The organism is Halovenus amylolytica, assembly GCA_004015825.1.
Lineage (GTDB): Archaea > Halobacteriota > Halobacteria > Halobacteriales > Haloarculaceae > Halovenus > Halovenus amylolytica.
The window spans coordinates 121,784-145,993 of sequence record ML137216.1 but is presented as its reverse complement, the minus strand read 5'-3'; the positions used below and the strand labels follow the sequence as shown (position 1 = coordinate 145,993).

Here is a 24,210-nt window from a genome sequence, read left to right as displayed (position 1 = left end):
TTATTGATTTAACGGGACGCTGATGTAAATAACCTATGAAAATTATAGATCAAAGTTAGAACAGAGTTCTCTGATGAATTCCAATCACTTATCGACTACCCTTTCTACGGTGCCGTCAGCCTCTGAGTCGGTCACACGCTTTCTGACAATAATCAGATAGTTCGTTGAGCGAGTGCTGAATGGAACGCGCGAGTCTTGCACGAGGTGGTAATCTGCGTCAGTCAGTGGTGACCGATCAACACAGGGCCCACACATACCGTGATGCGTGGCAACGCTATGGCGATATCGGAATTTATTGAAGTTGTTGTTGTTGAAACAATATGAATGGGTGCGTGAGAGCCAGTTAAAGCAGTTCTGAGATGTTGGTTCCATCGGAACTAGCCATCACAGCCTCGCTGAGCCTGCCGTCGTCTCAACTTCCCACTGGGCGGTCAGAAGTAGAGACCGGCACCCTCAATGCGTACGTATTACAGCTAAGCGTCGGCTATACAGTCACCTCCGAGTCTGCAACTCGGCGCATGAGGTCCTCAGCATCCGCTGGGAGAAGATACCCCTGCTCAACAGCCTCGTCAGTCGCCGTCTGCATCTGCGCGACGTACTCCTCCTGGGTCGGATAGAGTTTCCGCAGGGTGAGTTCGCCCAGTTGGTACGTCCGCCCGCGGAGGAAACACGGAATTCCGTCGTAGAACGCGATTGGAACCTCGACAGGCGGCAACCGCAATCCACCGAGGACATTTCCGAACTCGTCTCGTTGGAGTTCGCCGTCCTCGCGCTCGAAGCGCGGCGCACTCGGCGGTTCGCCCGTCCCCTGTATCCACTCGTCTAGATGTTTCAGCCCCGCGTTGTACGCGTAGCGCATCGGGAAGTAGTTGAACGAGCCCCGGACGCTTTCCGGCCAGATGTCGCTGAAGACGGATGGACATACCCCGTACTTGCCGTCGTCACGCTGGCCGTACTGCCCAGCCCGGGTTTCGTCCCAAGCAGGTTCCTCGCCGAGGTGATCGCGCCGAATCATCTGGTTGAGCTGTTCGCCCGCCCAGTGGTTGACGTGTGAGGTCCCGGTGACCTCCCACAGTTTGAACTGTCCGGAGTCAGCACGCTGTGGGGAGGCATCGGTCTCATCGGTCAGCCACGACATCGCTTCGTCCTCGCTATCGATGAGGAGTATCGGCGCTAGATCGTCGCGGATATCGTTGCGACCCTCCGACGGCTGTGGTATCACCGTCGGGAGGAAGCCGTCGACCACGCCGTGGTCCTCCTGCACTTCGTTGATGTAGTATCGCAGGTAGACTCCGGACTGTGAGATGCCAGTCGCGATGGTTCGCTCGACATCCAGGTCGCCCATCGGGTCCGGGTCTGGATTACTCCGGAGCGCCTGAACCGCCTGTGAGAACATATCGTACGAGAACTGGTCACCCGGATGGTGTAACTCATTGTACCGGGTCGGGTCCCACGTCTTCAGGTCGTCGTCGATGGGCGAATCGTCCACACCGATCTTCTGTGAGGACGCAATCGCGAACGCGTAGCCCTCACGCATGACGTAGTCGTAGACGTTGAACCAGACGAACGGGACATCGTGGTCGTCGCTCACGTTCGGCCAGTTCACTACGACGCTACCGTTGAAATCAGCGGTGTCCTCGGGCCGGAAGACTAGCACTCGAGTGGTGTATTCGGCCGATTCGTCGGACGGATCTTCCCACTCTTCGGCGAACAGTTCCGGGGGACCGAGCGCGTTCGCTTCACCCGAGATGAAATATTCCTCTTCGATGTAGCCGTACTCGGAAAGGTCCGGGACACTTGCCGTCTGTGGCTCCCCGGTCACTTCGCCACCCTCAATCGGACCGGTTACGTCCGGCACCGGAACGGTTTCATCAGTGGACGTTTCCTGAGCACCGGTTGATCCCCCCACGAGGGAGCCGGCTGCCACCGTCGCGGCGCCACCTAACACGGCGCGACGTGTCTGTGTTCCGAATTTCCGAGCGATCGACGACTCCGTTGTCGGGTCCATTTCGTTTCGACCTGCTTGGCTGTTCGTCTGTGGTTCGTTCTGTTCTGAAGGCATAGATGCCTCCAATATTGAACAAGGAATTATTATATAAATTGAGCAACAGGATGGTTTTGCTGGCACTGTTTAGTTGAGACCCACTTCGACGGAAGTGTTGCCGTTTAAGACTTGATTCGGCCGATCACGGTTGATCTTTCATCGACCGCCGAATGCTGCTTGACTACTAGTCGAATCTTACCGAACAATTGGTTACACGTAGACAGCGGTACATTTGGTAAGAAAATGGTACCGACCGACACCGTCGAACTATCACTCACAGTCATAGATGGAAACACCTGATTTCGGGCCGCATGAACGGTCTGCTCACAACAAAACGATTAGCGGGCCGGAAAACGGTTCTTGGACGTTTTGCACCGTCTGTTCACACGCACAGCTGGAAATAGATACCCCGTCTATACACTGGTAGAGGCAAGACAAATGACGCAGAACACACAGTGGTTGCTTGTCGTCGGAATCGTGCTCGGAGCAATCGGCGTGGTCGTCGCGGGCAGTGCTATCGGCAGCGTCGTTGCAGACGACCCTGTCCAGAACCCCACTGGATTTGACCAGAACCACGCTGACAACACCGCACATACACACGCACATGACGATCGCTATCACCACGACGATGTGAACCAGACGTTCGACCACCACGGCGAGGACGAGTGGCAGCATCATCACGACGACAATCTGGATACGCACCGTCACGCAGACGATGATGACGTCCGCGGCCCACAGCGCACCGGTGCAGAACGTCCCACCCACGGAGGTCCATGTCACCGATGATCCAGTTTATCTCACTCGGTACTGACTGGAGTCTCCAGGCAGCCCGACATGGTGCACACGGGACAGGTGCAGGCGGCTTCGCCGGCGTGTGAATACTCCTGATCATTGGACTGATCGGTGTCTTGGTGTCATAGTTTGTTGGTTTCAATCCCGTGCTGGGTTTTCTCTCCGTCGTGTAATTTAATTACCCGTCAGATAGCCGTCTGCTACGTGTCTGACTCGTGTTAGTCAGAATTGAGGTGAAGCGAGATTCTCCATCGAGAAGCCAGATGTGGGAACGAACCAGGTAGCCAGCCCCACGAGTTCACGTGTTCGCTGAGCAATTGCTACGCAGTCCGGCAGAGTGTGACTGAGAATTTCGTCTCCGGTTGCGCCAGGATTGTGATGCTGTAGCAATGAACCAATGTTTTCATATCCATCCTCCATATATCAAACCGATGCCACACGGAACACCGGGCCTGTCACCGCGCCAGAGACTTGTCGCACGGGGATGGCACTATCTCGGGTATAGCGTCTTGTTCCTGCTGTTGTACGGCGGTATCCGACTATCGACCGGGCAATTCCCGGAGTGGTTGCTGTTCGCTGTGCTGGTCGGGTCCCTGCTCAAGGACGTGTACGACGAAATCCGTCTCCAGCGGGGCGGCCAGCCCCTCGCTTACGCCGGTATCGAACACGCCCCATCGAACGCCATTCTCATTACGTTCCTCCTGTCGGGGTTCATTGATCCCACCGGCACAGTGCTAGGTGTCCCGGCCCGCGATATGGCACTGGGGCTTGCCGTTGTTGACCTGCTGTTTGATCTCTCGCAGGATATGCGGGCCTAACCCCCTCCGTGGGAGGTCAAGGTAAATCGTTGGAAAGTCCGGATCTTGGCTAGCACACCCCCCTATACAGCGACATCTATCGTCCAGTTGTGGATGGAGATATTCTGTTCTGTTCGATTCGCAGGCGCAGTGAACGGCTGGTTCAGCTTGATAGGTCCGAAACAAACGGATCGTTGTGCTGACTTCATACTCTGTGTCGGTCGCTCTGCTGAACTCATCTACGCAAACCATCACAAGTCGAGTGCTGAATACAGAGCGCATATCTTGCAGAGAGCCCCCGTTCGAAACCCCGAATCTGAGAGATTATCTCAACAACGAGTCGGGCTTGGCTCGTTCTGGATTTGTTGAATCTAACAAATTATAATTACACTATGTTAAATATATACACCACATATAATAACGTTGATGATTGAAGAAAATCGTACGAATCTCGAAGCGGTGAACAATCTCGACAGTACAACTCTAGCGACTCGCCGGGCGGTCCTGGCAGCGGGTGGCGCTGTTGGACTTGTGAGTCTCGCTGGCTGCACTACACTCGATGGACTATTAGACCGGGCCAGTGAGGAAGCGGTTGTGAACAGGAATGCGTCGCCAGCCGGCTTCTACGCCGGTGGCGAAATCGGCGACCCGACGGCGTACAGAAGCCGTCAAGTCGACGTGCGATTCGTGCCGCCAACTCTGCAGGCCGACTCGCAACGCATCGAGATCGACGGCTGGAGTACTACCACAACCACGAAGGCACAGGATTACAACTCCTCGCGCTCGAACAAGCCAAGTTCGATCTGGTGGCCCGACCCTGACGACACGGATTCCGATGACGACGGGATCCCGACGCTCGTGACAGTCCTCGATATCGAGCGGTCCCTGTTGGTTTACGCTGACGCCGCCATCGAAGCCGTTGACGAGCGCTCGTCCACAGACACAAAGACATCTCTCGATGCCTTCATCAACGCGACGACGGAGGTCCGGGCGGAACTTGAGGGCTGTGCCACACAGACCTGCAGGACCGTTTACGAGCACGCCGACGGACGGAAGGGTCTAGCCCATGACGCCAGCGACGCCGTGGACGCGGGCGAGTGGGACCGTGCGCGGCGGTCCATCCAGCAGGCTCGCCGCATCGTTCAGGGCGACGTCGAGCGAATCCACGCCGATCTCGACAGCGACGGCGACGGACTCCCAGATATCATGGCACCCCTCTACGACTACCTCGACAGGGAGCCGACAATCGGCGAGCACTTCGTCGTCAGTCTTCCGGACGCCCGTGTGCGGGGCAGTGGTCCAGCGATTGCGGACGAACTCACGCCCAAGCGGGTACTCGAGTACGTCACCGGCGAACAGAACACAGAGAGCTGTGCCGAGAGCGACAGAGTCGTGGCAGTACACCGGGACCTGGCCTGCCGTGACCTCCTCACGTCGACGCTCGAACTCGGTGGTGACTACGATCTCGGCCAGCTTCGTGACATCGACAAGAAGGACATTCGCCGCGGCGTCGCCGCGTTTGGAACCTCTGGCGGTGTCGTCGTTACCGGCGCGTCGCCAGCTGCCGAAGTCGCGGAGCCAATGGCGCGCGTCACGAGCCAGTGTTGCGAGACGGACACCTGCTGTTTCGATTTCTCGACCTGGGGCGAAGAGATCGACTCCGGAGAAGCTGCTGTGACCGCACTATTCGTCGTCCCTGTGGTAGCGACACCGCCGGACTGCCCGTCCCCGATGCCCGCGCTGTTGTTCGTGCGCCGGATCCGCCACGACAACCAACTGCTCTACGTGGGCGGCTGGCACATCGACGACGGTGCACTCTACGAGAACGCTGCGACCCTGCTAGTCGCCGACGGCCCGAACGTCGTTGCCGGCGTCACGCGCTCGGATATCGAGGACGGCGGTATTGACCTCGAAAAGATGGCCCGCGACAGAGTTGTTCGGAAAAAGCCCGGACGGACGAAATACTCGAACATCACGCTGCAGAGCCAGTACGACCCGGATGCCGAGTACTTGCCCGCGGGTGCTCACCAGGTGTGTCGGGACGACGGCGACCTGTACTGCTGGGGAGTCCAGTCTCGTGAAGCAGTTGCCAAGTACGACACCGGCGACTGTGACGACCTCGATCCCGACGTCCGCCCATCGGCCGTCATAATGGCGCTCGATACACCGGTACTGCACCTCGTCGGGGCTGCCGATACATCGAACGACGTGAAGTTCAAAGCAGGGGCGGAACTGTCGAAATCGGTCAACTGAGAGCGGTGACCAAATCATTAGATACAGCGTGTCTGTATCATATTTGTCCGTAGCACATTTTTGTCTTGTTCGGGTAATTCCTACAATCAAGTAGGCATAACTTTAGGAAAATCTATTTATAAAATGCTTATTTATTATTAATATATTTTATATATTATTTAACACGTATCTACTCTATGAATAATAGATTCTATGCTGTACTATGGTTTACTGCCGTCGTCGTCGCAATCACGGGCGTCGTCGCGATTGGAGTACGGTACACTCCTGTCGGATGGTGGCTACTTGCTGGCGGGGGCAGCGTACTCACCGCCTTTGCATTTCGGTCTGCGTGGCAGACCACACAATCCCGCGTGGCGTGGCCTGTCGGAGGAATGTACGTACTCGTAACCAGCGCACTCCTCAGTTACGTCGCCCTCCTCGCTGTGATTGGGGTTCCGTGGGGTGAGATCCCGCTCTGGGGACGGGTGGCGATTCTTGTCACCGGTGCACAGGCACTGTTTCTCGCTGTCGGTGTTCGCGTCACCGGAATCCCATTTGTCGAGCGAGTGGTCGTTCCTGCGGCTGGTCACCTCTTGCTGTTTGCCGGGTCGGTTTTGATCGTCGGTGTCCTCCTGTTCGGAGTGCCGTGGGTGGTGACCTACGCTGTGGCATTGATCTATGCGACGGGGTTTTCCGCACTCGCGTTGCACACCTTCTGGCTCGGCCGACACGCTGATGAAGTGGTGCCGCCGAGACCCTTCACGGTCCACCGTTACTGGGAGCAGGTGCTGATCGTTGCCCTGATTGCCGGTCTGGTTAGCGTCGCTCTCGCCAGTATCACCCTCCGGGCCAACGTCTCGATCGATCTCTTCCCAGACATATCGCAAGCTAGAGTAGCGTCCATCGTCGCCACTATCGCGGCCATCATCGCGATCGCCACGCTCGTCCCGCCAGCCGTTCCTGTCGCACCGCTACGGAGACTCACCGGTCCGATCTCGACGCACTCGATGAACTCTCGGTCCTGCTGGTCCCAGCAGAGAAATCCACGGATCGGACGGTGGCAATCGCGGAAGAGTATCGAGAACGGTATCCAGATCGCGTCCGCGTCATCGAAGGAACGTCTGGCTCGAAAGCGGGCGATCTCAACCTCGCCTGGGAACACATCGACACACCCTACGTCCTGCTCCTCGATGCAGACGAGACCGTCGACGCGGCCTTCGTCGCCCGAGGACTGGACGTACTGGAGGATTCTCCGTCGGTCGGTATCGTCCAGGGTCGGAAAGTCGAGCGCTACCCGTACGACAGCGGGTTAGCACGATTCGTAAGCGTCGAGCGTCGACACAGCACGTGGATGGACCACCCCTTCATGCATGACGTGTTCGGGGCGAGTCACTTCGCCGGGTCTGCGGCGCTGTTGCGCTACGAAGTACCGTTGGCTGTGGATGGCTGGTCGGACGAGACCCTTACCGAGGATATCGATCTCACGCTGCGCCTGTATCTCGACACGAGCTGGCGTGTTCGATACGTGCCAGGGATGGTTGCGCGGACACTCAATCCCAAATCCGTCCTCACGCTCGTTCGGCAACGTCGCCGGTGGGCACGCGGATGGGTCAGCGCACTCGCGACGCACGGCGTCGATATCCTTCGCAACGGACGACGACTGGGCTGGATCCGTAGCGTGGGATTGATCTGGTTGCTATTTACGGCAGTCAACGCGCCGCTATACACCGTCTTCCCCGCGCTCGTTGTCGGCTGGCTGCTCGGGCTCGCTCCGACGGTTCCGTTCTGGCTGGTGGTGAGTCTCGCGATCATCGTCATTCCCGCACGGGTCATTGCGTTTGGGTACGCCGCATTGCGTGATCCTGAGATCCCGGTCCGAGCGCGGCCACTCAGCATCGCGGAACTGCTCGTCCACACGTCTCTCTGGATCCCGATGACCTGGTTCATCCAGCTACACGCGCTGTATCTACAGCTATCCGGCGCGCCCAAGATCTGGGAAGGCACGGAAAAGGCAGTCCGACAACCCAGCGAAACTACATCCTCCATCGTCACGAGGGACGGACACGCTCGACCAAAATAACGGGCGACTATTGTCTCTACGAGCGATCCTCGATCCTTGTCACACGCATACCGCCACGCGAGTTCCGTACCTCCACGGAGACTGATCACCCACGATAGCCGAGCAACCGAAGGCCGTTCAGCGAGACGAGGACCGTAGAGCCCTCGTGACCGACCACTGCGAGCGGTAGCGGGATACCTCGGAGGAGGATCGTGCCGACCATGAGCCCGATTGCGCCGAAGGCAATTGCGAGATTGACGGTGAGCGTCCGGCGGGTCTTGCGTCCGAGGCCGAGAACGTATGGGATCTTGCTGAGGTCGTCACCCATCAACACCACGTCGGCAGTGTCGAGCGCGACGTCGGTCCCCGCGCCGCCCATCGCCACGCCGAGGGTCGCAGTGGCGAGCGCTGGCGCGTCGTTGACGCCGTCGCCGACCATCGCTACGTTCTCGTATCGATCGACCAGGTCTTCGATGGTCGCCACTTTCTCCTCCGGCAGCAGTTCCGCCTGGACTTCGTCGATACCGACCTCGTCGGCGATCCGCTGTGCGACGCGCTCGTTGTCACCCGTCAGCATGACGATGTGCTCCACACCGAGCGAGCGGAGGTCGTCGATCATCTCGGCGGCGTCAGGACGGACCGTATCGGTGAAGGCGAGCCACCCTAACACAGTGACTTCGCCGCGGGTCTCTCGCGCAACGAGGACGCTCGTCTTCCCCTCCGCCTCCAACGCCCGAAGACGGTCGAGACCAGATTCGATGCCGTCCATTGCCTCGTCTTCGAGCACAGTCTTGAAGTAGCTTCGATTCCCAATATGGATGGTGCTGTCTTCGACATTGGCGCGGACTCCTTTCCCGGCGACTGACTGAAACCGCTGTGCATCGGGGACGTCGAGTGACCGTTCTTCCGCTGCTTCCACAGTCGCACGAGCGAGATGATGTTCCGAGCGGGCCTGCACCGCGGCAGCGAGGGAGAGCAGCCCGTCGGGGGTCAGTGTCTCGTCTACTGCCCCGTCACGGACGAAAACGCCCGTCAACTGCGTGTCGCCCTGCGTGAGCGTTCCCGTCTTGTCGAATGCGACCGCGTCGATATTCGCTGCCGCCTCCACGTGCTCTCCACCTTTGAACAGGACACCCTGTCTGCCCCCGGAGGCGATTGCCGAAAGGACCGCTGCGGGCGTCGAAATGATGACTGCACAGGGCGAAGCGGCAACCATGAGCGTCATGGCTCGGTAGAACGTACTAGTAAACTCGCTACCGAGCGCGAGTGGAACAGCGATAGCTGCGATCGTGAGTGCGAACACGCCGAGGACGTACGGTTGTTCGAGACGGTCGATGAGCCGCTGTGTCGGGGCTTTCTCGCTTTGAGCGCGTTCGACCATGTGGATGAGGCGGCTGATCGCCGATTCGTGGGCCTGCCGGGTGACTTCGATTTCGAGACTGCCGCTCTCGTTGATCGTTCCGCCGAACACCTCGTCGCCGGATTCCTTCGGAACGGGGACGGATTCGCCGGTGAGCGAAGCCTGATCGACAGTCCCCTCGCCGGACGTGACGACGCCGTCCAGCGGAATTTTGTCGCCAGGCCGAACGACGAATACGTCGCCGACGGCGACGTCATCGATCGGGACGGTGACTTCCTCCCCATCGCGTAGAACCTGTGCTTCGTCCGGTCGCATCTCGACGAGGGACTTGATCGCCCGGCGCGAACGACCGATGGCGTAGTGCTGGAGTGTATTCGATAGTGAAAACAAAAAGAGGAGCATCGCACCCTCGAACGGTGCACCGATCGAGAGGGCACCGAGTGCGGCGACGATCATCAGCAGGTCGATATCGACCGCACGGTGGCGGAGCGTCTCGATCGCTCCTTTCAGGCCGTACCAGCCACCGAACACGTACGCGACGCCGTAGCCGGCCCACATGAGACGTTGTGGCCCGTCGAGCCACCCCGTCGCCAGGCCAGTCACCATGCCGATTAGTGTCAGACCGACGAACGCTACCTCACGTCTGAGTTCCGATCGAGAGGTCACCTCGTCGGTTGCCGTGTCGGGTTCGTCCTGGATCGAGACGTCGCGGTCGCGGACCGCTTCTCGAAGTTGTTCCTCGGAGGTGACGCTCTCGTCGTAGGTGATCCGAACGCTCCCTGTTCGGAACGAGACGTCAACGTCCTGGACGCCTGGTCTGTCCCGGAGGTGTCGTTCGAGCCCTCGCGCCCCCGCTTCGCCACGACCACCTCTTCGTTCGATTTCGACGGTAAACGTCGATAACGGAGGTGATTCAGTAACAGTCACGTGATCTCTCCGAACTATTTGTGTTGATTTGCATTGTAGGTATGTTACTGTGTCCTTGTCTGACCACACACGAGAGCGGATTCTCGACACCTCGGCGCGCCTTACTGTCCCTCTTGTTCGAACAACTCAGCTGATGATCGTCACCGGGATTCGTGCTCGACGGGTGACAGTCTCGGCAACGCTCCCGAGAAGCGTCCTGTCGATCCCTGAGCGGCCGTGGCTGCCCATGACGATCTGATCGATGTCGTGGTCGTCAGCGTATTCGATGATCGCACGTGCTGGCTTGCCGACTTCCGTGACAGTATCGAGTTCGGTATCGCGTTCCGCCGCGAGGTTCGTTGCCGCCGTGTGGATTCGCGTTGCTCGGTCTTTGGCATTGTCGTACCAGTCCTCAGCAACTGGTAAGCCACCAGCTTCCACGTCGATAACCGAATCGGTCGGATTAATGACGTATATCGTGGTGATGGGTGTATCCGGGAAGTTTTCGATAGCATATGTGAGTGCACGCTCGGAAAGCGGGGATCCGTCAAAGGCGACGAGAACGTTGTCTGGCATGAAATGATGGTTCGTGGCGAATTGAAATGAACGTACTCCCTCGGGGATCGCGTGACGATGATTTATCGGTGGAGAGTCGTCAGAAGAGTCGGGTTCTGGGAAATCACTGTGAGAGTGTTCCCTCTCTATTCCGCAGGCGATCTTTGCAGGGGTTCGTGAGTTGCTCTATTACTGTTGTGTGAGCACGTCATACAGTAGTCCTCAACCGGAGTAATTCGCACCTTGTATCGTTAATAGAGGCATGAATCTGGAGTTTCCCGATTCAAACGTGAAAGAAAGCAGTCAAGACCACTGCACAGAGGGTATGATATTCTAGGACATGATGGCTACTAGTAGAAGCTCAATGGGGTAACCGCACAGCTGAAGAGGGACTTCTTGGGAGACGGCGTTCATCATACCTCTCTTCCCGACTGGTGTCATGCTGACTGAAGCCTCGATATCTTGCACTCTGGTTCTGGCAGTTTCTGGAAATGTCGAAACGAGCGTGCAAGATACAGGGCGCGACTGTCGTATATTACTCTCAAGGATGTCTTCGATTTCCTCGCGCAGGGAGACCTCCCGCTACGATGTGAGTGTTCATGACGACCACTCCTTCCGACGGTCGCCAATTCTTTTCGCGTCCACTGTGTTTAACGAGGACCCGAGTGTACGCCACTATCGAACCCCTTCCGACAGGGTCTGGAGTTGGACCTGAACGAACCCGGTGGAAACGCGGCGGTGGCGCTATTGGGACTGGCCAGGCGGGGAAATAAACTTGACGTCGGCTTTCTCGCGGATCTCCGGTGGGCACTCCTTTTTCCCATCCTCGTCTACCGTGTGGATCATCGCGACCAGTTTGTCGGTTCTCGGCTCCTCAGGAACATTCGTCAGAGGTACTTTCACCCCTCCATAGTGGCCAGGATCGAGGTTTTCGGTTTCGCCATAGACCTCGTGGTTATCCGGACAACCCGACGCCGACATGCCTTCCATGTCGTGTGTGTCGTGCACCATAACGAAGCCGCCCTCGGGCAGGTCCGCGCGGGCGACGAGCACGCTCGGCTCTTTGACGCTCAGGCGGCGCGTCTGTCTGTTGAACTCGATGCGTGGTTCGTCCGGATTGTGACTGGCGTTCGCTGTGCCGGTCCCAACAGCAAGCGCGACACTAGTCCCCGCCACGGTTTTCAGGAGTTGTCGGCGTCGAATTAGGTTCTCTGACATGGTAAAACCCCACAATGTGGGATATGGTTATTGTAATCCGAGTAACCTATAGTTTGTGCACGATTCGACCACCATCGCCCACATGCAGAAAAGAAGTGTATTCCATCTGGATGTCCTGCATATTTGTTGACTGCAACCTCTATATCGGTCACAACGTTTCTGACAGGAATTAATCGATGAATAGAGATATTGCTGTACACAAGCCGCATACCTTGCGGATTGGGACTGGGCTGGTTGAAGCACTTGGAATCAGTCGAGAGAGAATATGAACAGGCCAGTGGTTGCCAGGGATTAAAGAGGTTTGTGTGTCAGATTCGTACCGGGTCACAGGTGAGAAAAAAGGAAACACGCCATCCGGGGATAAATTGTTTTGCTATCACCGATCTGGAACCTTAGATGTATCACGGCGACACCAGCAATCTATCTCAAAATACGCAAGATACTTATAAATAAATTGCCTAAATTGAGATAGATTGCTCTCAGAATCGGATCTCACCGTTCTCTCATATCTAAGCACGCAAGCGGATGAGGGCTTTATACAGCGGGAGTTAGCTGATGGACTCGACTGGGATCCCGGGCACACGTCTCGGGTCGTGTCGAATCTCGCAGAGAACGAGTTGGTCACCAGAGAGCAACAGAACGGCCGGTACAGAGTGTCGCTGTCGAACGCTGAGCCGACCGAGCGGTTTACTGATCTCACACGCGAATTCCCACACGTCGATTTCCCCAATCTCCTCGCTGGCTCCACGATCCAGCTCCTGTACTATTTGGGTACTGAGCGAACTGCAGCGGAACTTATAGAATGGACAGGTGTGAGTCGAGCAACGGTATACCGCCGGCTCAAACAACTACGGAACGTTGGTATCGCCACCAAACATGACTCCCGATTCGCGCTGACGAGTCAATTCAGAGAACTGGCTACGTTTGCGCGGTCGCTTGTGCACCATATGCATCGACAGGAAGCGAGTGGTCACGCTACTGGCGTTCGGCTCATCTGGACGGACGTTGCCGAGTATCTGTTCAGCTGCCGGACAGACGTGACTGCATCACTGTTTCAGCAGACTGGCCCGGGCGCGCTTGATCAGTACGGAATCGAACTGTTAACGCGTGAAGAGCAGTATTATTTCCGTTCCGAAGAACGAACGGAACTCACTCCAGACCACCTTGTGTGCCACCTACTGCTGATCGACGACGGCGCTCGGTACCGATCGTACTGTCTGTTACTAATTGCTGCCTGTGAGATCGAGACAGATGTACTCACGCGGACAGCTGAACGGTACGATCGAGAAGCCGAGTTCGATCTCAGTGGAATTGTCCAGAAGCTCTGTGCGTATCTCGACTCTGATGGCGCGGTGTCCGGAGCGAAACTTCCTGAATGGGACACGTTCAAATCGACGGCCGCTGATTACCACATATCCGTATGACTCCGCGCCCACAGTTCAACGCCGCGAATATCGAGGCGGAACTGCAGGACCTCGGAGCCACGCTACACGCCGAAGTCACGGCCTTTCTGATCGGTGGTGGAGCAGTGGCGTTTCGAGGGCTAAAGGACACGACCAAAGATATCGACCTGGTGGTCACAACCGAGGCTGAGTTCGACCGATTACTTGCTGCGCTGGACGATCAGGGATACGAGGAAATCTCCGAACTTGATGAGACGTATCAACAGTTGGGGGCCAGACTGTGTGTCGAAAATGACGATGGGTGTCGCATCGACGTATTCAACCGACAGGTCGCCAACAAACTCATCTTCAGCGACGGGATGCGACAGCGAAGCGAGGCGTACCTCACATCCAACCCACTGTCTGTGCAGTTAACGGCATTGGAAGATGTGTTTCTCTTCAAATCAGTCGCCAAGCGTCCGGACGACATTGATGACATGAATACGCTGGTGCAGACGAGTCTGGACTTCGAAGCAATCGAGCGTGAAATCGCAGCTCAAATCGAGTTATTGGACGGAAAGCAATTCACGACGCACATCCGCGAATCGCTCGATACGTTGTACGACCAATACGAGGTACAAACACCGCTCGAAGGCGTTGTCGATGAGTACTACGCGCAGTATATGACCGAGTTGGAGGTCAGACTCGTGTTGAGTGAGGACGAACCGATGTCGGTCGAAGCGATTGTCGAAGAGCGCGGTCTCGATCGGAGTTACGTTGTAGAGCAGTTAGAGCAACTCGAAGCGTACGGGTACGTCGAACAGACCGACTCAGGGGTCGTTGATACGGGGAAGCGCGATGCGTTCGATGAATGAGGTCATGAATCGGTATATGCTTCTCCCTCTTGGTGAAGTTCTCGCAGATAGGCGGTTGCTGCGACCCCGACGTTGATTCCCCAGATATAGTCCTCCTCACCGAAGGCAGCCGTGCCTGCCATTCGGTGCGTATAGCCGTCAACAAGGGTGAGACGGATACAGTTCACCACGTTGTCCTCGCCGAATCGCTCGATAGCATCCCTGATGTACTGATCGAAATGACTGTCTGGATGATCGATCGGTCGTGGATCAGCAGCGCGTTTTAACGCCCGATTGATGACCGTATCAATCGATGGGTGTGTTGGGTTCTCCGTGTTTTCTTGGATTCTATCGAGTAGTACGATATTGGAGGTATCGATGCCCTCAACGAGAGTAAAAGATTTAGCAAACCACATTCGTACAGCTGAGACAGTCAGAAACTCACAAAGACGGGTTAAAGATCTTAATCCAACGCGGACTGAGACAGTTTGGAAATGCGACTCCTCTCAAAATCTGCGTCTTTGGCGTGGTGCGACGGGAGTTGTCGGGCGGGGTGGAGCCGCCGACCCTCACGGACACAGCGAGTGTTCGGGTGTTAATTCCAGCCGACCCTGATCGCGGGGAAGGTCGAGGGGAATTAAATTCGCCTGCGGTGCAGTGCAGCCCTAAACGGTGAAGCCTCCGGGCTTGACCCGGAGGTACTTCACGGGAGTTTGCGTATATTCACACTGGTAGCAACAGAGAAAATCAATGGCAGATTGCAACGCTGGCGAGTTATTCGTTTTCGAGGGCGTCGTAGATGTCCCGATTCGCGTTCCGGTCTTCAGCCGCAACTCGCTGAACCAACTCCCGACGGATGTCCTCCATCACCTCGTCAAGTGGAGACGCCGTTTCCGCACCTTCTTCGGTAGCCATATCTGAACTGATGCTCTGAACGATGTTAGTCGTTCGGGTCCGAGGAATCGTCGGTCAGTTGCTCTATGCCGTACTGGATCAGATCGTCTCGCCACTTTTCGATCTCACCGGCTAAACTCGACTCTTCGGTGTGATTTCGGAGATACTCGATAGTGTCTTCCCTATCGACGGCCGTCTCGTCGGTCCCGAACTGTTTCAAAATCGTCCTGATTTTGTCATCGTATTCGAACCGGTAGCCATTGAGGAAATAGAAGACAACCGTCGTGTTGAGAGCAGTACGCTTGTCCGCATCGACAAAGGGATGATTGGCGACGAGAAATCGAAGGTGGTGATACGATTTCTCGTGGATCGTCTCCGGTGTCGAGCCAAAGCTTCCCTCGTCGATGTAGTGCAGCGCGAACTCGATATCACCCCGATTTTGGACTCCGGAGGGTGTATCAGGGTACTCCGAAACGATGTCGTCGTGGATGGCGAGAACATCCTCGACGGATGGATACCACAACGATTTACACATTCGTTCCCATGTCGATGCTGGCCAAGTGTATGTCTTACTATGGATTAGGCGGATGAATGAGTCAGAATCGTCCGGTTTCAAACACCCGAATCTGGCCATCTCACATCCTGAAAGCCGACTCGTTCTCCAGACGAGCGAGAGCCTGCAGCGCCCATACATTTACAACCCAATAATCGACCGACAGCGTGGCGACTGTCGATCGAATGGGGTGCTTTCGTTTAATCGTCGAATGAATCTGATTGTGGATGGTGCGGTCTTAGGATTCGCGTACATACAAACTGGCCACAACGGAGAAAATCAATCGCCGATTGAAACCGGTCAGGTGATATCCACGAGTGTTGGTTTGGTAATAAAGATCTCCTAGGCTACAGCGAGATCCCTGGAACCGGATGTCAATTCTCTAAAATCGGGGGCTACAGAGGATAATTCGTGGTGCGCTAGTGGAACTCTGAAGCGTGGTCACGAGTGAACTCACCGAGCGACTGCGGAGGACGACCCAGTACACGCGAAACGTCGTCAGTGATTCGACTGACGAGGCCGAGTCGTGCCGTCGTGTACACGACCCCCTGAACGAGCGCGAACGGAAGCGACACGCCACGACCGGTCCATCGCCTCTCGGACGGTCATGTCGCCCTGGACAATCGAAACACCTCGGTGGCGCAGTGCAACTGTCGCGTCGCTGTTCGGCCGGCGTGTGAGGCCACGCACGTCGAACTCCGCCCTTGTTGCAAGCAGTGCGTCCACGACGCTCCCGCCCATTGTTTCGGTCGCGCCAGCAATGAGAACCGAATCGGTCATAGACCGTGTCAGACACGAACGAATATAAGCCGTCCACTTCGAGGGTTCGTAGTCTTGTGCCGTCAGCAACGAGATATCGACAGCATTCGACAGGCCGGACACTTCACCGATAGGTGAACGACACATGATACCGACGAATGTGACGTGCCCGTTTGCGGTCGAGGCACGGGACATCCGGACGACACATCCAAGCGGAGACGTCTCGGGTTTCCACTTATCTGTTGAACATCCGGTCGATGATGGCTCGCTGGATGAGGCCGGACTGCCGCTTGTCAAGCGGCTGTACCATCACGGCAGTACAGTCGACACTATCGACGAGTCGATCCCCGGGACGGCCGAACACTGCACCCTGTAGCCCGCGCCGCTGAGTCGTCGTGACGAGCAGGTCAGCCGACTCCGCGAACCGCGAGAGCCCCTCGACCCGGTCGTCAGTCTCCAGGACCCGCGAGTCCGCATCCACAGTGAGTATCCGGCGGAGGTTATCGTGATACTCCTGCACGATGGCACGACGCTCGTCCGAGGCGTCTGCCGGGACGGTCTGCAGTAACGTCAGCGTCGCACCGGTTCCCTCGGCGATTTCGTTGGCGACGAGTAGCTTCACCGGATCGTACGTCCCGCTATTTGTCGCCACTGCGATTTCGTCGGCCCCGTCGAAGCCGCGGTCCTCGACGAGCAACACGGCACACGGCGCGTTCTTCAGCACGTATTTGTTGAGTCCCCCGCGGTACGGTTCGTAGAGCTCTTCCACCCGGCGTTCGAGCATGATGAAGTCCTCCTCGTGGAAGGAGGCGTACTCTACGACCGCGCGACCAGCATCCTCGGTTTTGGTCTCACGGAAAGTGACGTTCGACAGCGCCCCGGCGCCCGCCGTGTCGTCGAGACTCTCCTGAACACCACCGTCAGAAAGGTTGTCGTCGTCTATGCCGACGGGGCTGGTAGTCACGTTTACCGCCCACTCGGGAGGGTCGATGCGCGGTGATGTGGTGTCGCCTGCGGTGAAGGTCCGGGGCGGGACTTGTTTAAATGTCCCGACGGTTATGTCACCCCGACGGGACTCGGAGAATTCGACTGCGAGACTGAGCATCTGTGCGCTCGTCTCCGTTGGGGTGTCGTCGGTCACCGCAACCAGCGTGTCGTACCGCCGTCGTTCGGCGAACAGGTCCGTCGTTCGCTTGAGTGCGGTTTCGCCAACGTTCTTGCGGACGCCGGTGCGGGCCGCGCCCTCGCGGTGGGTGCGCGGCCGGACGTAGAGGTAGAAGTACGCGATCGACACTGCGGTAATAAACGCCGCGCCCGCGAATGGGACCAATCCAACCTGCGTGAGGACGAGGAGCCCACTCACTATCCCGAATATCTGCATCCACGGGTACAGCGGCGAAGTGAACACGGGGTCGTACCCGTCGACCGCGCCCTCGCGGAACCCGATGAGTGCGACGTTCACCAGGATGAAGACGATGATCTGGAACGCGCTTCCGAACTTCGCCACCTGGTCGATCGGGAGGAAGATAATCATCAGGGCGACAACTCCGCCCGACACTGCGACAGAGAGCACGGGCGTACTGAACCGGTCGCTGACCCGTTCGAAGGCGGGGGGCGCGAGTCCGTCCCGCGCCATTGCGAACGGGAACCGCGACGCGGACAACAGGCCGGCGTTCGCGGTCGATGCGAGCGCCAACAGTGCCGCGGCGACGATCACGGCAGTCCCGATTGGACCGAGCACCTGTTCTGCGGCGAGCGCCATAATCGGACCCTCGCCGTCCGACTGGAGGTCACCCGCTTCGATTGCGGCCGGGATATCGACGACACCGACCGCGACGTAAACAACCGCGACGTACAGAGCGGTGGTGAGCACGAGCGACCCAATCATCGCTCGGGGAATCGTCTTGCCGGGGTCTTTCACCTCCTCGGCGACGGCGGATATCTTGATGACTCCAGCATACGAGATGAACACGAGCGCGGTTGCCGCGAGCAGGCCGCCACTCCCGAAGTTCAACGCCCCCGCAGTCTGTTCTGGAACGATACTGGGAACACCGCCCACGATGAAGTACCCGAGCGCGACGATCATCACGCCGACAATTACGAACTGGAGGCTGCCGGCGCTTTTAGCACTCACGATATTTATAATCGTAAAGAAGACTGCCAGCGCCACCGCGAACGGAATGATATACTCGGCAATCCCCGGTGCAATGAATACGAGATACGGAACGCCACCGACGAGTGCCAGCGCGCCCTTGAACGAGAGCATGAACCAATTGCCAACGCCGGCGATAGTGCCCAGAAGCGGGCCCATCCCCCGCTCGACGAACACGTACGAGCCACCGTCCTCCGGCATTGCCGTCGCCATCTCGGAGGCGCTGAACGCGGCAGGGAGGATCAGTATGCCGGCCAGCAGGAAGGCCAAAACGACCGCCGGCCCGTTGACGGCCATGAACGCCACGCCCGGTAAAATGAATATGCCCGCTCCGACCATCGCCCCGATGGCAATCGCCATCGTCGGGAGCAGCCCTAAGTCACGCTTGAGTCCTGATTTCACACGAGATCACGTTGGTCAGTTTGACAACTATTATATGTGTCCTGTGTTAGTTAGAGTATCGATTAGTCAGCAACTTCACGTGAGTCGGGGTCTCGATTCGGTAGCAGAGAATACGATTTCCGGTACGTAGAGGACGACCGTCGTGTCACTGACTGTGTGCGCCCTCTATCTTGCACGGACTGAAAATTTCATCTGCTTTCTGTGATACATAGCGTGCAATATGTAGAGGATAGATGCAGCAGTAGCATCCTCACGAACGAAGCGAGCGCGGTTCACCGACCGCGAGGCCGAAGGCAGAGCAGTCGGGCTTTTTTATCGAGCGCCGAGTGGTTCGCCGGAGGCGAACCCGAGGCGTAAAAAGTTCGTGCTGTATATACAGCATGCCTTCACGAATCGACTCGGATAGGTATCAACCATCTGTATCAGAGCGGAAACCCGGTAGGCGGACATCGTATCGTCATAGAGCAGGACGATACCAGCGTGGGTACCACTCGGGAGCGTGCCGAAATCTTTCACATCACTCGTGGCGATGAGACGGTTGTGCTCGCGGGCGTACGGGAGGACATCGTCTTTGTCATCCGTTCCTGTCCGAGCGTATCTCGAACGTGCTCGGCACTCAGTTCCTCCCTTTCGAGATACGTCACTACTTTCGGGTCAATATTTTGCTCGAGAAGGAACCGCCACGCCACCATGTCAGGCGGTGTCCAGAGCGACGCCGTCAGGACGTTCGATCGATTCCCGAAACGTTTCCATCGGATCTTTTCGTTCGGCTTCAGTGTCGCTCATCTCACGAGGATGGTCGTGGTAGTACGCGAGCGCGTGGTAGACGTCTGCCACATCTAAGTCGTATCGATCCGCGACAGTTTCAGGATCGATACCACGCTCTCCGACGAGTGCGTACACTTGGCGGACGCTGACACGGTGTCCAGCGATGTGGGGTTCACCCATGAGGTCGTGAGCGATACGGCGAGTCTCCCGTTAGTTGCTCCTTGCTACCGCCTTGTGTCGCAAAAGCGTTCGCCAACGTATATCGGTATTTAACAAAGTCGAAGACTCAGACACGGCTCGAAAATAGCCGTTCTCAACCTGTCGAATCCGGCCGTTTCAGGCCCAAAAGAACGATTCGTTCGACAGTCGAACGAGCACCTGCAGCGCCCATCGCAGTTTTCGGGCTCAAATCGCAAGATTGCGGCTAGTTTTACCGAATGCGTCCAGATTACATTCGTTCAATTGCTGAACGATCCTGATAGCGGCGGTTCCGTCCCGTGGTTCGCTCCATCCGCGCGGCGGTTTGATACCTCTAATCATTGGTCATTGAAGCGAGGTCGGTAACAACTGCAGGTTATGAAGAGATCACAAGTGCTGACTTGCTATCCTGGCGTGAGCGAGAACGACGGCCAAATCCAGCAAGTCTGCGTCACTCGTTTTTCAGCGCGTCGTAGATATCCCGTTTGACTCTCGATCGGCTGCTGCGACACGTCGGACGAGGTCCTGATAGATATCTCTCATCATCTCATCGAGCGGGAGGCAGACTCCGTTCCTTCTTCTGTGCTATGCCTGAGTGGATGCGACAAACACTAGACGACTGCCCGAATAAACCGAACCGGTAGTATCCTGGATCCGGAAGCGAGTCAGATTCGGATCCGCTCACCGTCGAACGTGGTCAGGGTGAATCCCTCGAACTGCTGGCCCTGGAGGGAAATTTCCTTCCGTTCTTCGAGGATACTGATGGCTACTTTTTCGCCGATCCGAAGGCCGCTCAGTTCGTCGCTCCGGTAGTGGATTCCTGCCCAGTTGCGCCCGATCGCCATATTCGACGCGAGTTTCCGGAGTTCGCTACCCACGGTTAGATCCTCGTCCACGTATGGTTCGAGCGCAGTGCCGTCGGTGGTCGCCTGAACCGGGTTCTCGAAGACGAACGACTCGTCGAAGTACGCCTTCAGGACGGTGATGCATGCGCCAGCAATCACCGCGTGGCCTGCTGGATACGAAGGGTGTAACGGACACCCCTCGGGGTAGGCCTGCGGGAGGAGGGAGGCCCCAAACTCTTCTTCGACACGGTCGAACACAGACGAGGTCAGCAGGTCGTCGTGTATCGGGTAGCTCGCACAGCCTGTGCGATGGTCGTGGACGCGTCCACCGAACTCTTCGGGACGGAGGCGTTTGTTGACGACCCACTTGTGGTACCAAGCGGCTGACAGCGCGCAGTTGAACACGGTGATGACCGCGTCAAGGACGTCGAACGGGCCGAAGTTGAGCAGTCCGTCCGTGGTGTCGTCCGCATCGTGTGGCAGCGAGGGATCGAGCGCCCCCATACTCAGCAACAGGAGGGCCGCGTTCTCGTAGGCCTGGAACGGGATATCCTGCTGGACGTAACTGGCGAGGTCGCGGCCGTTACGAATGAATCGCTTCTCGGCGTCGAATCGCTGTTCGTGCGCTGGCATCGCTCCGCGCTGGTTGGCGAGCCACTCGTCGTAGTCGGTCAGGTAGTCCACGCCGGGTTCGCCCGTCCGGATCTTCTGGGTGAGTTCGATCGCACCCCGCGTGATCGTCTGCCAGAGGAACTGTGAGAGGTACGGCCCCTGCAGGTTACCCTGGTCGAGGCCGCGGAAGACCGTCTCGCTCGTGACCTGTCCGCCGTTTGTCGGCCCGGTGAACTCCGATACGCTGTTGAGGTCGTCGACGGCCGCCGCGATCAGGTCGCTGTCCGGGTACTCCTGAAACGGGATATCCCGACAGAGCGCCTGCCAGTAGAGTTCGACCATCTCGGCGGCGGTCTCCGCGCTCGCGAATGCGGGCGCAGGGTCCGCCGAGACGCCGTGAGGGTCGACGCCGACCAGTTCGAACCCGTGTGCGCCCTCCGGCTCTGCGAGTCGGCGCTGACCGCCACGCGGGATCGAGTCGAAGGCCGCGAGATCACCTTCTACGAGCGCACGCTGGAGGGTGGCGTACGCCTCGGGGTCGACGATACCGTGGTCATCATGTGGAAGCCCCTTCGTGAAATCCGCCATCGCGTCGGGATAGCGCTCGTGGTCGCCGTTCGTCCTGTGGGTCGTCACCCGGTCACCAGCGAGTAACGTATCGCGTGCAGTGCGAACGCGGAGACGGTACGCGTCGCGAAGTCTGTCATGCACACTCTCCTCCCGATTTCCGAAATCGTCCGAACAGCCGTCCGTATCTGACTTTGCGCGAGCCAGTCCCGACGAGCCGAGCAAAAAGCCGATAGCGGCGATACCGACGGTGCCCAGGAACTGACGCCGGGAGTCTCCAGTTCTCGTCGCGTGAGACTCCATATCGACAGACGAACCGCGAATCGGTTGTTCCGTACACCGTGCTGCCGTGTCTACAGCGTTGTCACCATTGTTTGTCATTTTCTCCTCTTACATCTCCCTTCGGGTGAAGCTAGACGTTACGTAGAAGACGATGTGACCGAGAATATAGACTCCCGATGAAGACTGTTCACGGTGTGAACGCTGCTCACGATGTGAACTCGTCGGCGGTGACCAACTCGGCCTCCAAGCGGTGGTGCTCGAACGTCTCCTCGAACCACTTGAGCACTTCTTCGGCCTTGCTCTCGACAAATCCACGCGGGATGCCCGACTCGTCACCGACTCCGAACCCGACCACCTCCCCGTCGAACTCGCCGAGGAGGAGGCCGATCTCCTCGTGACGATACACCGATGCGCCAGCCGTGAGCATTTCGCGCATCCATCCTGACATGCGTGGATCAGCGGCGATGACGTCGAGAACGTCCCCGGAGAAAACGACCTCGAACGACTGGCCGCCGTCAACGACGGAGTCGTGGTTGACTCGGAGCGCATCAGGGGCAATACCCGCCCCCACTCCACGGACGGACGCGGCCTCGCCCATCAGCTCGGTCGACCGTCGGACCGGCGCGAGGGGATCACTGTGCGTGGGAAGGGTGATTCGGGCGTCGGTCAGGCTTCGCATGTCGACGTCGAACTCGGACGGTAACCATGGGGTGACCGCCGCCAGTCGCTGCGTCGCATCAACCGTGTCCAGGAGCGTCTCGAACGCCTCGGAGACGATCGATCCGAGGTCGGTGGCTCGATACGTGCGGTCCGTCTCGGTGGCCCAGCCGTACTGGACGAAGTCGTCGAGTATCCGCTGGGCCGTCACCCGGGAGACACCGACCACATCTGCGAGTTCGTTTCGGTCGCACGGACGGGTAGCGAGGGTTGCCAACGCACGGACACGGTTTTCCGAGCGAGCCAGAAATTCAACTGTCTCAAGAGATGAAGTCATATATTAGATAAGACGTAGATCACAATATCACTGTCTTGCCGTGAGCCTGGAGAGCGACTGTTCGGATATTCTCTTGATCGACACTCCCGGATTCTCTCCTCGACAGATGACAAACTGTTCTCACGCAGAGAACGCGTCACCCCTGATCGGTTTGGCCTCCTCTCGACATCGGTCAGTTGTCGAGCGAGCCCACTCGTAGACTGCCGTATCCGTCGACTCGACAAGTCCCCGCGGCATTCCGTCACCGTCGTTTATTCCGATAACCGCTATGCGGTCGCAAAGCCCGATCAGATACGGATGACCGGGATGTTCGTAGACTCGTCCGTCGCTGGCAACGAGGTCCCTGAACCACGTCCGCATCGTCGGGTCGTCCCGGACCACCTCGATGGCGTCCGTCGTCAACACGACCTCGACATCGGTATCGTCCTCGACAGCGGCGTCGCGGATCCCCTGAATGACATCCGGCGCGACGCCCGACGCACAGACCCGGAGTTCGTCTACCCCGCGACAGACCTCCGCCGCCCGGCGTACCGGTGCAACGGAGTCGCTCCAGGTCGGCAACGTAATGCGAGCGTCCGTCAGTCGACGGAGATCAACATCGAAGTCGGCCGGAAGCCAGGGACGCACCAGTGAAAGCCGTTCCATTGACTCGAACGTATCGAGGAGCGACTGAACCTCTTCAAGGATGACCTCACCGACAGGTGTGGCCTGGTAGGCGGCACCCTCACTGGTGATCCATCCTCGCGATTCGAGCGCGTTGATGATCCGCGTCACCGTCACCCGGGAGAGGCCGAGATCATCGACCAGGTCGCGGCGGTCGACCGGTTCCTCAGTTGCGAGGGCGTCGAGTACCGCGATCCGATTCGGTGACCTCGCGAGAAACACGAGAGACCCGAACGCACCTTCCGAATCAGTCATTGTTTCGCCAACTGCAATGTCGCATGATTATGAAAAAAGTGTGTTGGGTTTTGCCCTGGAATGGTGA

The 24,210-nt window shown here is 57.8% G+C and carries 20 protein-coding genes and 1 pseudogene; 6 read left to right on the top strand and 15 right to left on the bottom strand.

Features of this window, described 5'->3' with window-relative positions:
* Positions 1-484: 484 nt before the first annotated feature.
* Positions 485-2,062 carry an alpha/beta hydrolase domain-containing protein gene (locus EOW68_RS01830; RefSeq protein WP_128223475.1) on the bottom strand — a complete coding sequence of 526 codons (1,578 nt, stop codon included), beginning with the start codon at positions 2,060-2,062 and terminating at the stop codon, positions 485-487.
* Between the two features lie 420 nt (positions 2,063-2,482).
* On the opposite strand from EOW68_RS01830, the gene EOW68_RS01825 reads away from it, so the two are divergent.
* The 3 genes from EOW68_RS01825 (at position 2,483) to EOW68_RS01815 (ending at position 5,886) form a co-directional block, all read left to right on the top strand.
* On the top strand, positions 2,483-2,830 hold the full coding sequence (locus EOW68_RS01825; protein WP_128223474.1) for a hypothetical protein: 348 nt from the start codon (positions 2,483-2,485) through the stop codon (positions 2,828-2,830).
* 437 nt (positions 2,831-3,267) lie between these two features.
* Positions 3,268-3,654 carry a hypothetical protein gene (locus tag EOW68_RS01820; protein ID WP_128223473.1) on the top strand — a complete coding sequence of 129 codons (387 nt, stop codon included), beginning with the start codon at positions 3,268-3,270 and terminating at the stop codon, positions 3,652-3,654.
* Positions 3,655-4,059: 405 nt separating this feature from the next.
* Complete coding sequence (locus EOW68_RS01815; RefSeq protein ID WP_128223472.1) at positions 4,060-5,886, top strand: hypothetical protein; 1,827 nt, start codon at positions 4,060-4,062, stop codon at positions 5,884-5,886.
* Positions 5,887-6,164: 278 nt separating this feature from the next.
* Here EOW68_RS01815 and EOW68_RS01810 read toward each other — a convergent pair whose 3' ends face one another.
* Positions 6,165-6,752: a hypothetical protein gene (locus EOW68_RS01810; protein ID WP_128223471.1), complete on the bottom strand. Its 588-nt coding sequence runs from the start codon at positions 6,750-6,752 to the stop codon at positions 6,165-6,167.
* A 134-nt stretch (positions 6,753-6,886) separates the two neighbouring features.
* On the opposite strand from EOW68_RS01810, the gene EOW68_RS01805 reads away from it, so the two are divergent.
* Positions 6,887-7,945 (top strand): glycosyltransferase family 2 protein, encoded by a 1,059-nt coding sequence (locus EOW68_RS01805; RefSeq protein ID WP_128223470.1) that lies wholly within the window; start codon positions 6,887-6,889, stop codon positions 7,943-7,945.
* A gap of 85 nt (positions 7,946-8,030) precedes the next feature.
* On the opposite strand, the gene EOW68_RS01800 is transcribed toward EOW68_RS01805, so the two are convergent.
* The 3 genes from EOW68_RS01800 to EOW68_RS01790 form a co-directional block, all read right to left on the bottom strand.
* Positions 8,031-10,211 carry a heavy metal translocating P-type ATPase gene (locus tag EOW68_RS01800; RefSeq protein ID WP_128223469.1) on the bottom strand — a complete coding sequence of 727 codons (2,181 nt, stop codon included), beginning with the start codon at positions 10,209-10,211 and terminating at the stop codon, positions 8,031-8,033.
* A gap of 126 nt (positions 10,212-10,337) precedes the next feature.
* The gene (locus EOW68_RS01795) at positions 10,338-10,766 is read right to left on the bottom strand and encodes a universal stress protein (protein ID WP_128223468.1); all 429 of its coding nucleotides are present in this window, start codon (positions 10,764-10,766) and stop codon (positions 10,338-10,340) included.
* A 723-nt stretch (positions 10,767-11,489) separates the two neighbouring features.
* On the bottom strand, positions 11,490-11,963 hold the full coding sequence (locus EOW68_RS01790) for a DUF7282 domain-containing protein (RefSeq protein ID WP_128223467.1): 474 nt from the start codon (positions 11,961-11,963) through the stop codon (positions 11,490-11,492).
* Positions 11,964-12,436: 473 nt separating this feature from the next.
* Between EOW68_RS01790 and EOW68_RS01785 the strand changes: the two genes are divergently transcribed.
* Together EOW68_RS01785 and EOW68_RS01780 are read left to right on the top strand one after the other, a co-directional pair.
* Positions 12,437-13,387 carry an HTH domain-containing protein gene (locus tag EOW68_RS01785; protein WP_128223466.1) on the top strand — a complete coding sequence of 317 codons (951 nt, stop codon included), beginning with the start codon at positions 12,437-12,439 and terminating at the stop codon, positions 13,385-13,387.
* The gene (locus tag EOW68_RS01780; RefSeq protein WP_128223465.1) at positions 13,384-14,220 is read left to right on the top strand and encodes a MarR family transcriptional regulator; all 837 of its coding nucleotides are present in this window, start codon (positions 13,384-13,386) and stop codon (positions 14,218-14,220) included. Before EOW68_RS01785 ends, EOW68_RS01780 begins: the two co-directional genes overlap by 4 nt.
* A gap of 2 nt (positions 14,221-14,222) precedes the next feature.
* Here the strand turns inward: EOW68_RS01780 and EOW68_RS01775 are convergent, their stop codons facing one another.
* The 10 genes and pseudogenes from EOW68_RS01775 to EOW68_RS01740 form a co-directional block, all read right to left on the bottom strand.
* The gene (locus EOW68_RS01775) at positions 14,223-14,615 is read right to left on the bottom strand and encodes a DUF8158 family protein (RefSeq protein ID WP_128223464.1); all 393 of its coding nucleotides are present in this window, start codon (positions 14,613-14,615) and stop codon (positions 14,223-14,225) included.
* Between the two features lie 358 nt (positions 14,616-14,973).
* Complete coding sequence (locus EOW68_RS18370) at positions 14,974-15,114, bottom strand: hypothetical protein (RefSeq protein ID WP_431358692.1); 141 nt, start codon at positions 15,112-15,114, stop codon at positions 14,974-14,976.
* Positions 15,115-15,139: 25 nt separating this feature from the next.
* Positions 15,140-15,628: a type II toxin-antitoxin system death-on-curing family toxin gene (locus EOW68_RS01770; protein ID WP_128223463.1), complete on the bottom strand. Its 489-nt coding sequence runs from the start codon at positions 15,626-15,628 to the stop codon at positions 15,140-15,142.
* Between the two features lie 516 nt (positions 15,629-16,144).
* On the bottom strand, positions 16,145-16,426 hold the full coding sequence (locus EOW68_RS18365; protein WP_431358691.1) for an NmrA family NAD(P)-binding protein: 282 nt from the start codon (positions 16,424-16,426) through the stop codon (positions 16,145-16,147).
* A 214-nt stretch (positions 16,427-16,640) separates the two neighbouring features.
* On the bottom strand, positions 16,641-18,959 hold the full coding sequence (locus EOW68_RS01760; protein WP_128223461.1) for an amino acid permease: 2,319 nt from the start codon (positions 18,957-18,959) through the stop codon (positions 16,641-16,643).
* 312 nt (positions 18,960-19,271) lie between these two features.
* Positions 19,272-19,535, bottom strand: a pseudogene (locus tag EOW68_RS18360) (hypothetical protein); the annotation flags it as partial.
* 117 nt (positions 19,536-19,652) lie between these two features.
* Positions 19,653-19,907 carry a DUF433 domain-containing protein gene (locus EOW68_RS01755; protein ID WP_128223460.1) on the bottom strand — a complete coding sequence of 85 codons (255 nt, stop codon included), beginning with the start codon at positions 19,905-19,907 and terminating at the stop codon, positions 19,653-19,655.
* Positions 19,908-20,590: 683 nt separating this feature from the next.
* On the bottom strand, positions 20,591-22,330 hold the full coding sequence (locus EOW68_RS01750; protein ID WP_128223459.1) for a vanadium-dependent haloperoxidase: 1,740 nt from the start codon (positions 22,328-22,330) through the stop codon (positions 20,591-20,593).
* Positions 22,331-22,436: 106 nt separating this feature from the next.
* Positions 22,437-23,225 carry a helix-turn-helix transcriptional regulator gene (locus EOW68_RS01745; RefSeq protein ID WP_128223458.1) on the bottom strand — a complete coding sequence of 263 codons (789 nt, stop codon included), beginning with the start codon at positions 23,223-23,225 and terminating at the stop codon, positions 22,437-22,439.
* A gap of 120 nt (positions 23,226-23,345) precedes the next feature.
* The gene (locus EOW68_RS01740; protein WP_128223457.1) at positions 23,346-24,143 is read right to left on the bottom strand and encodes a helix-turn-helix transcriptional regulator; all 798 of its coding nucleotides are present in this window, start codon (positions 24,141-24,143) and stop codon (positions 23,346-23,348) included.
* Positions 24,144-24,210 lie beyond the last annotated feature (67 nt).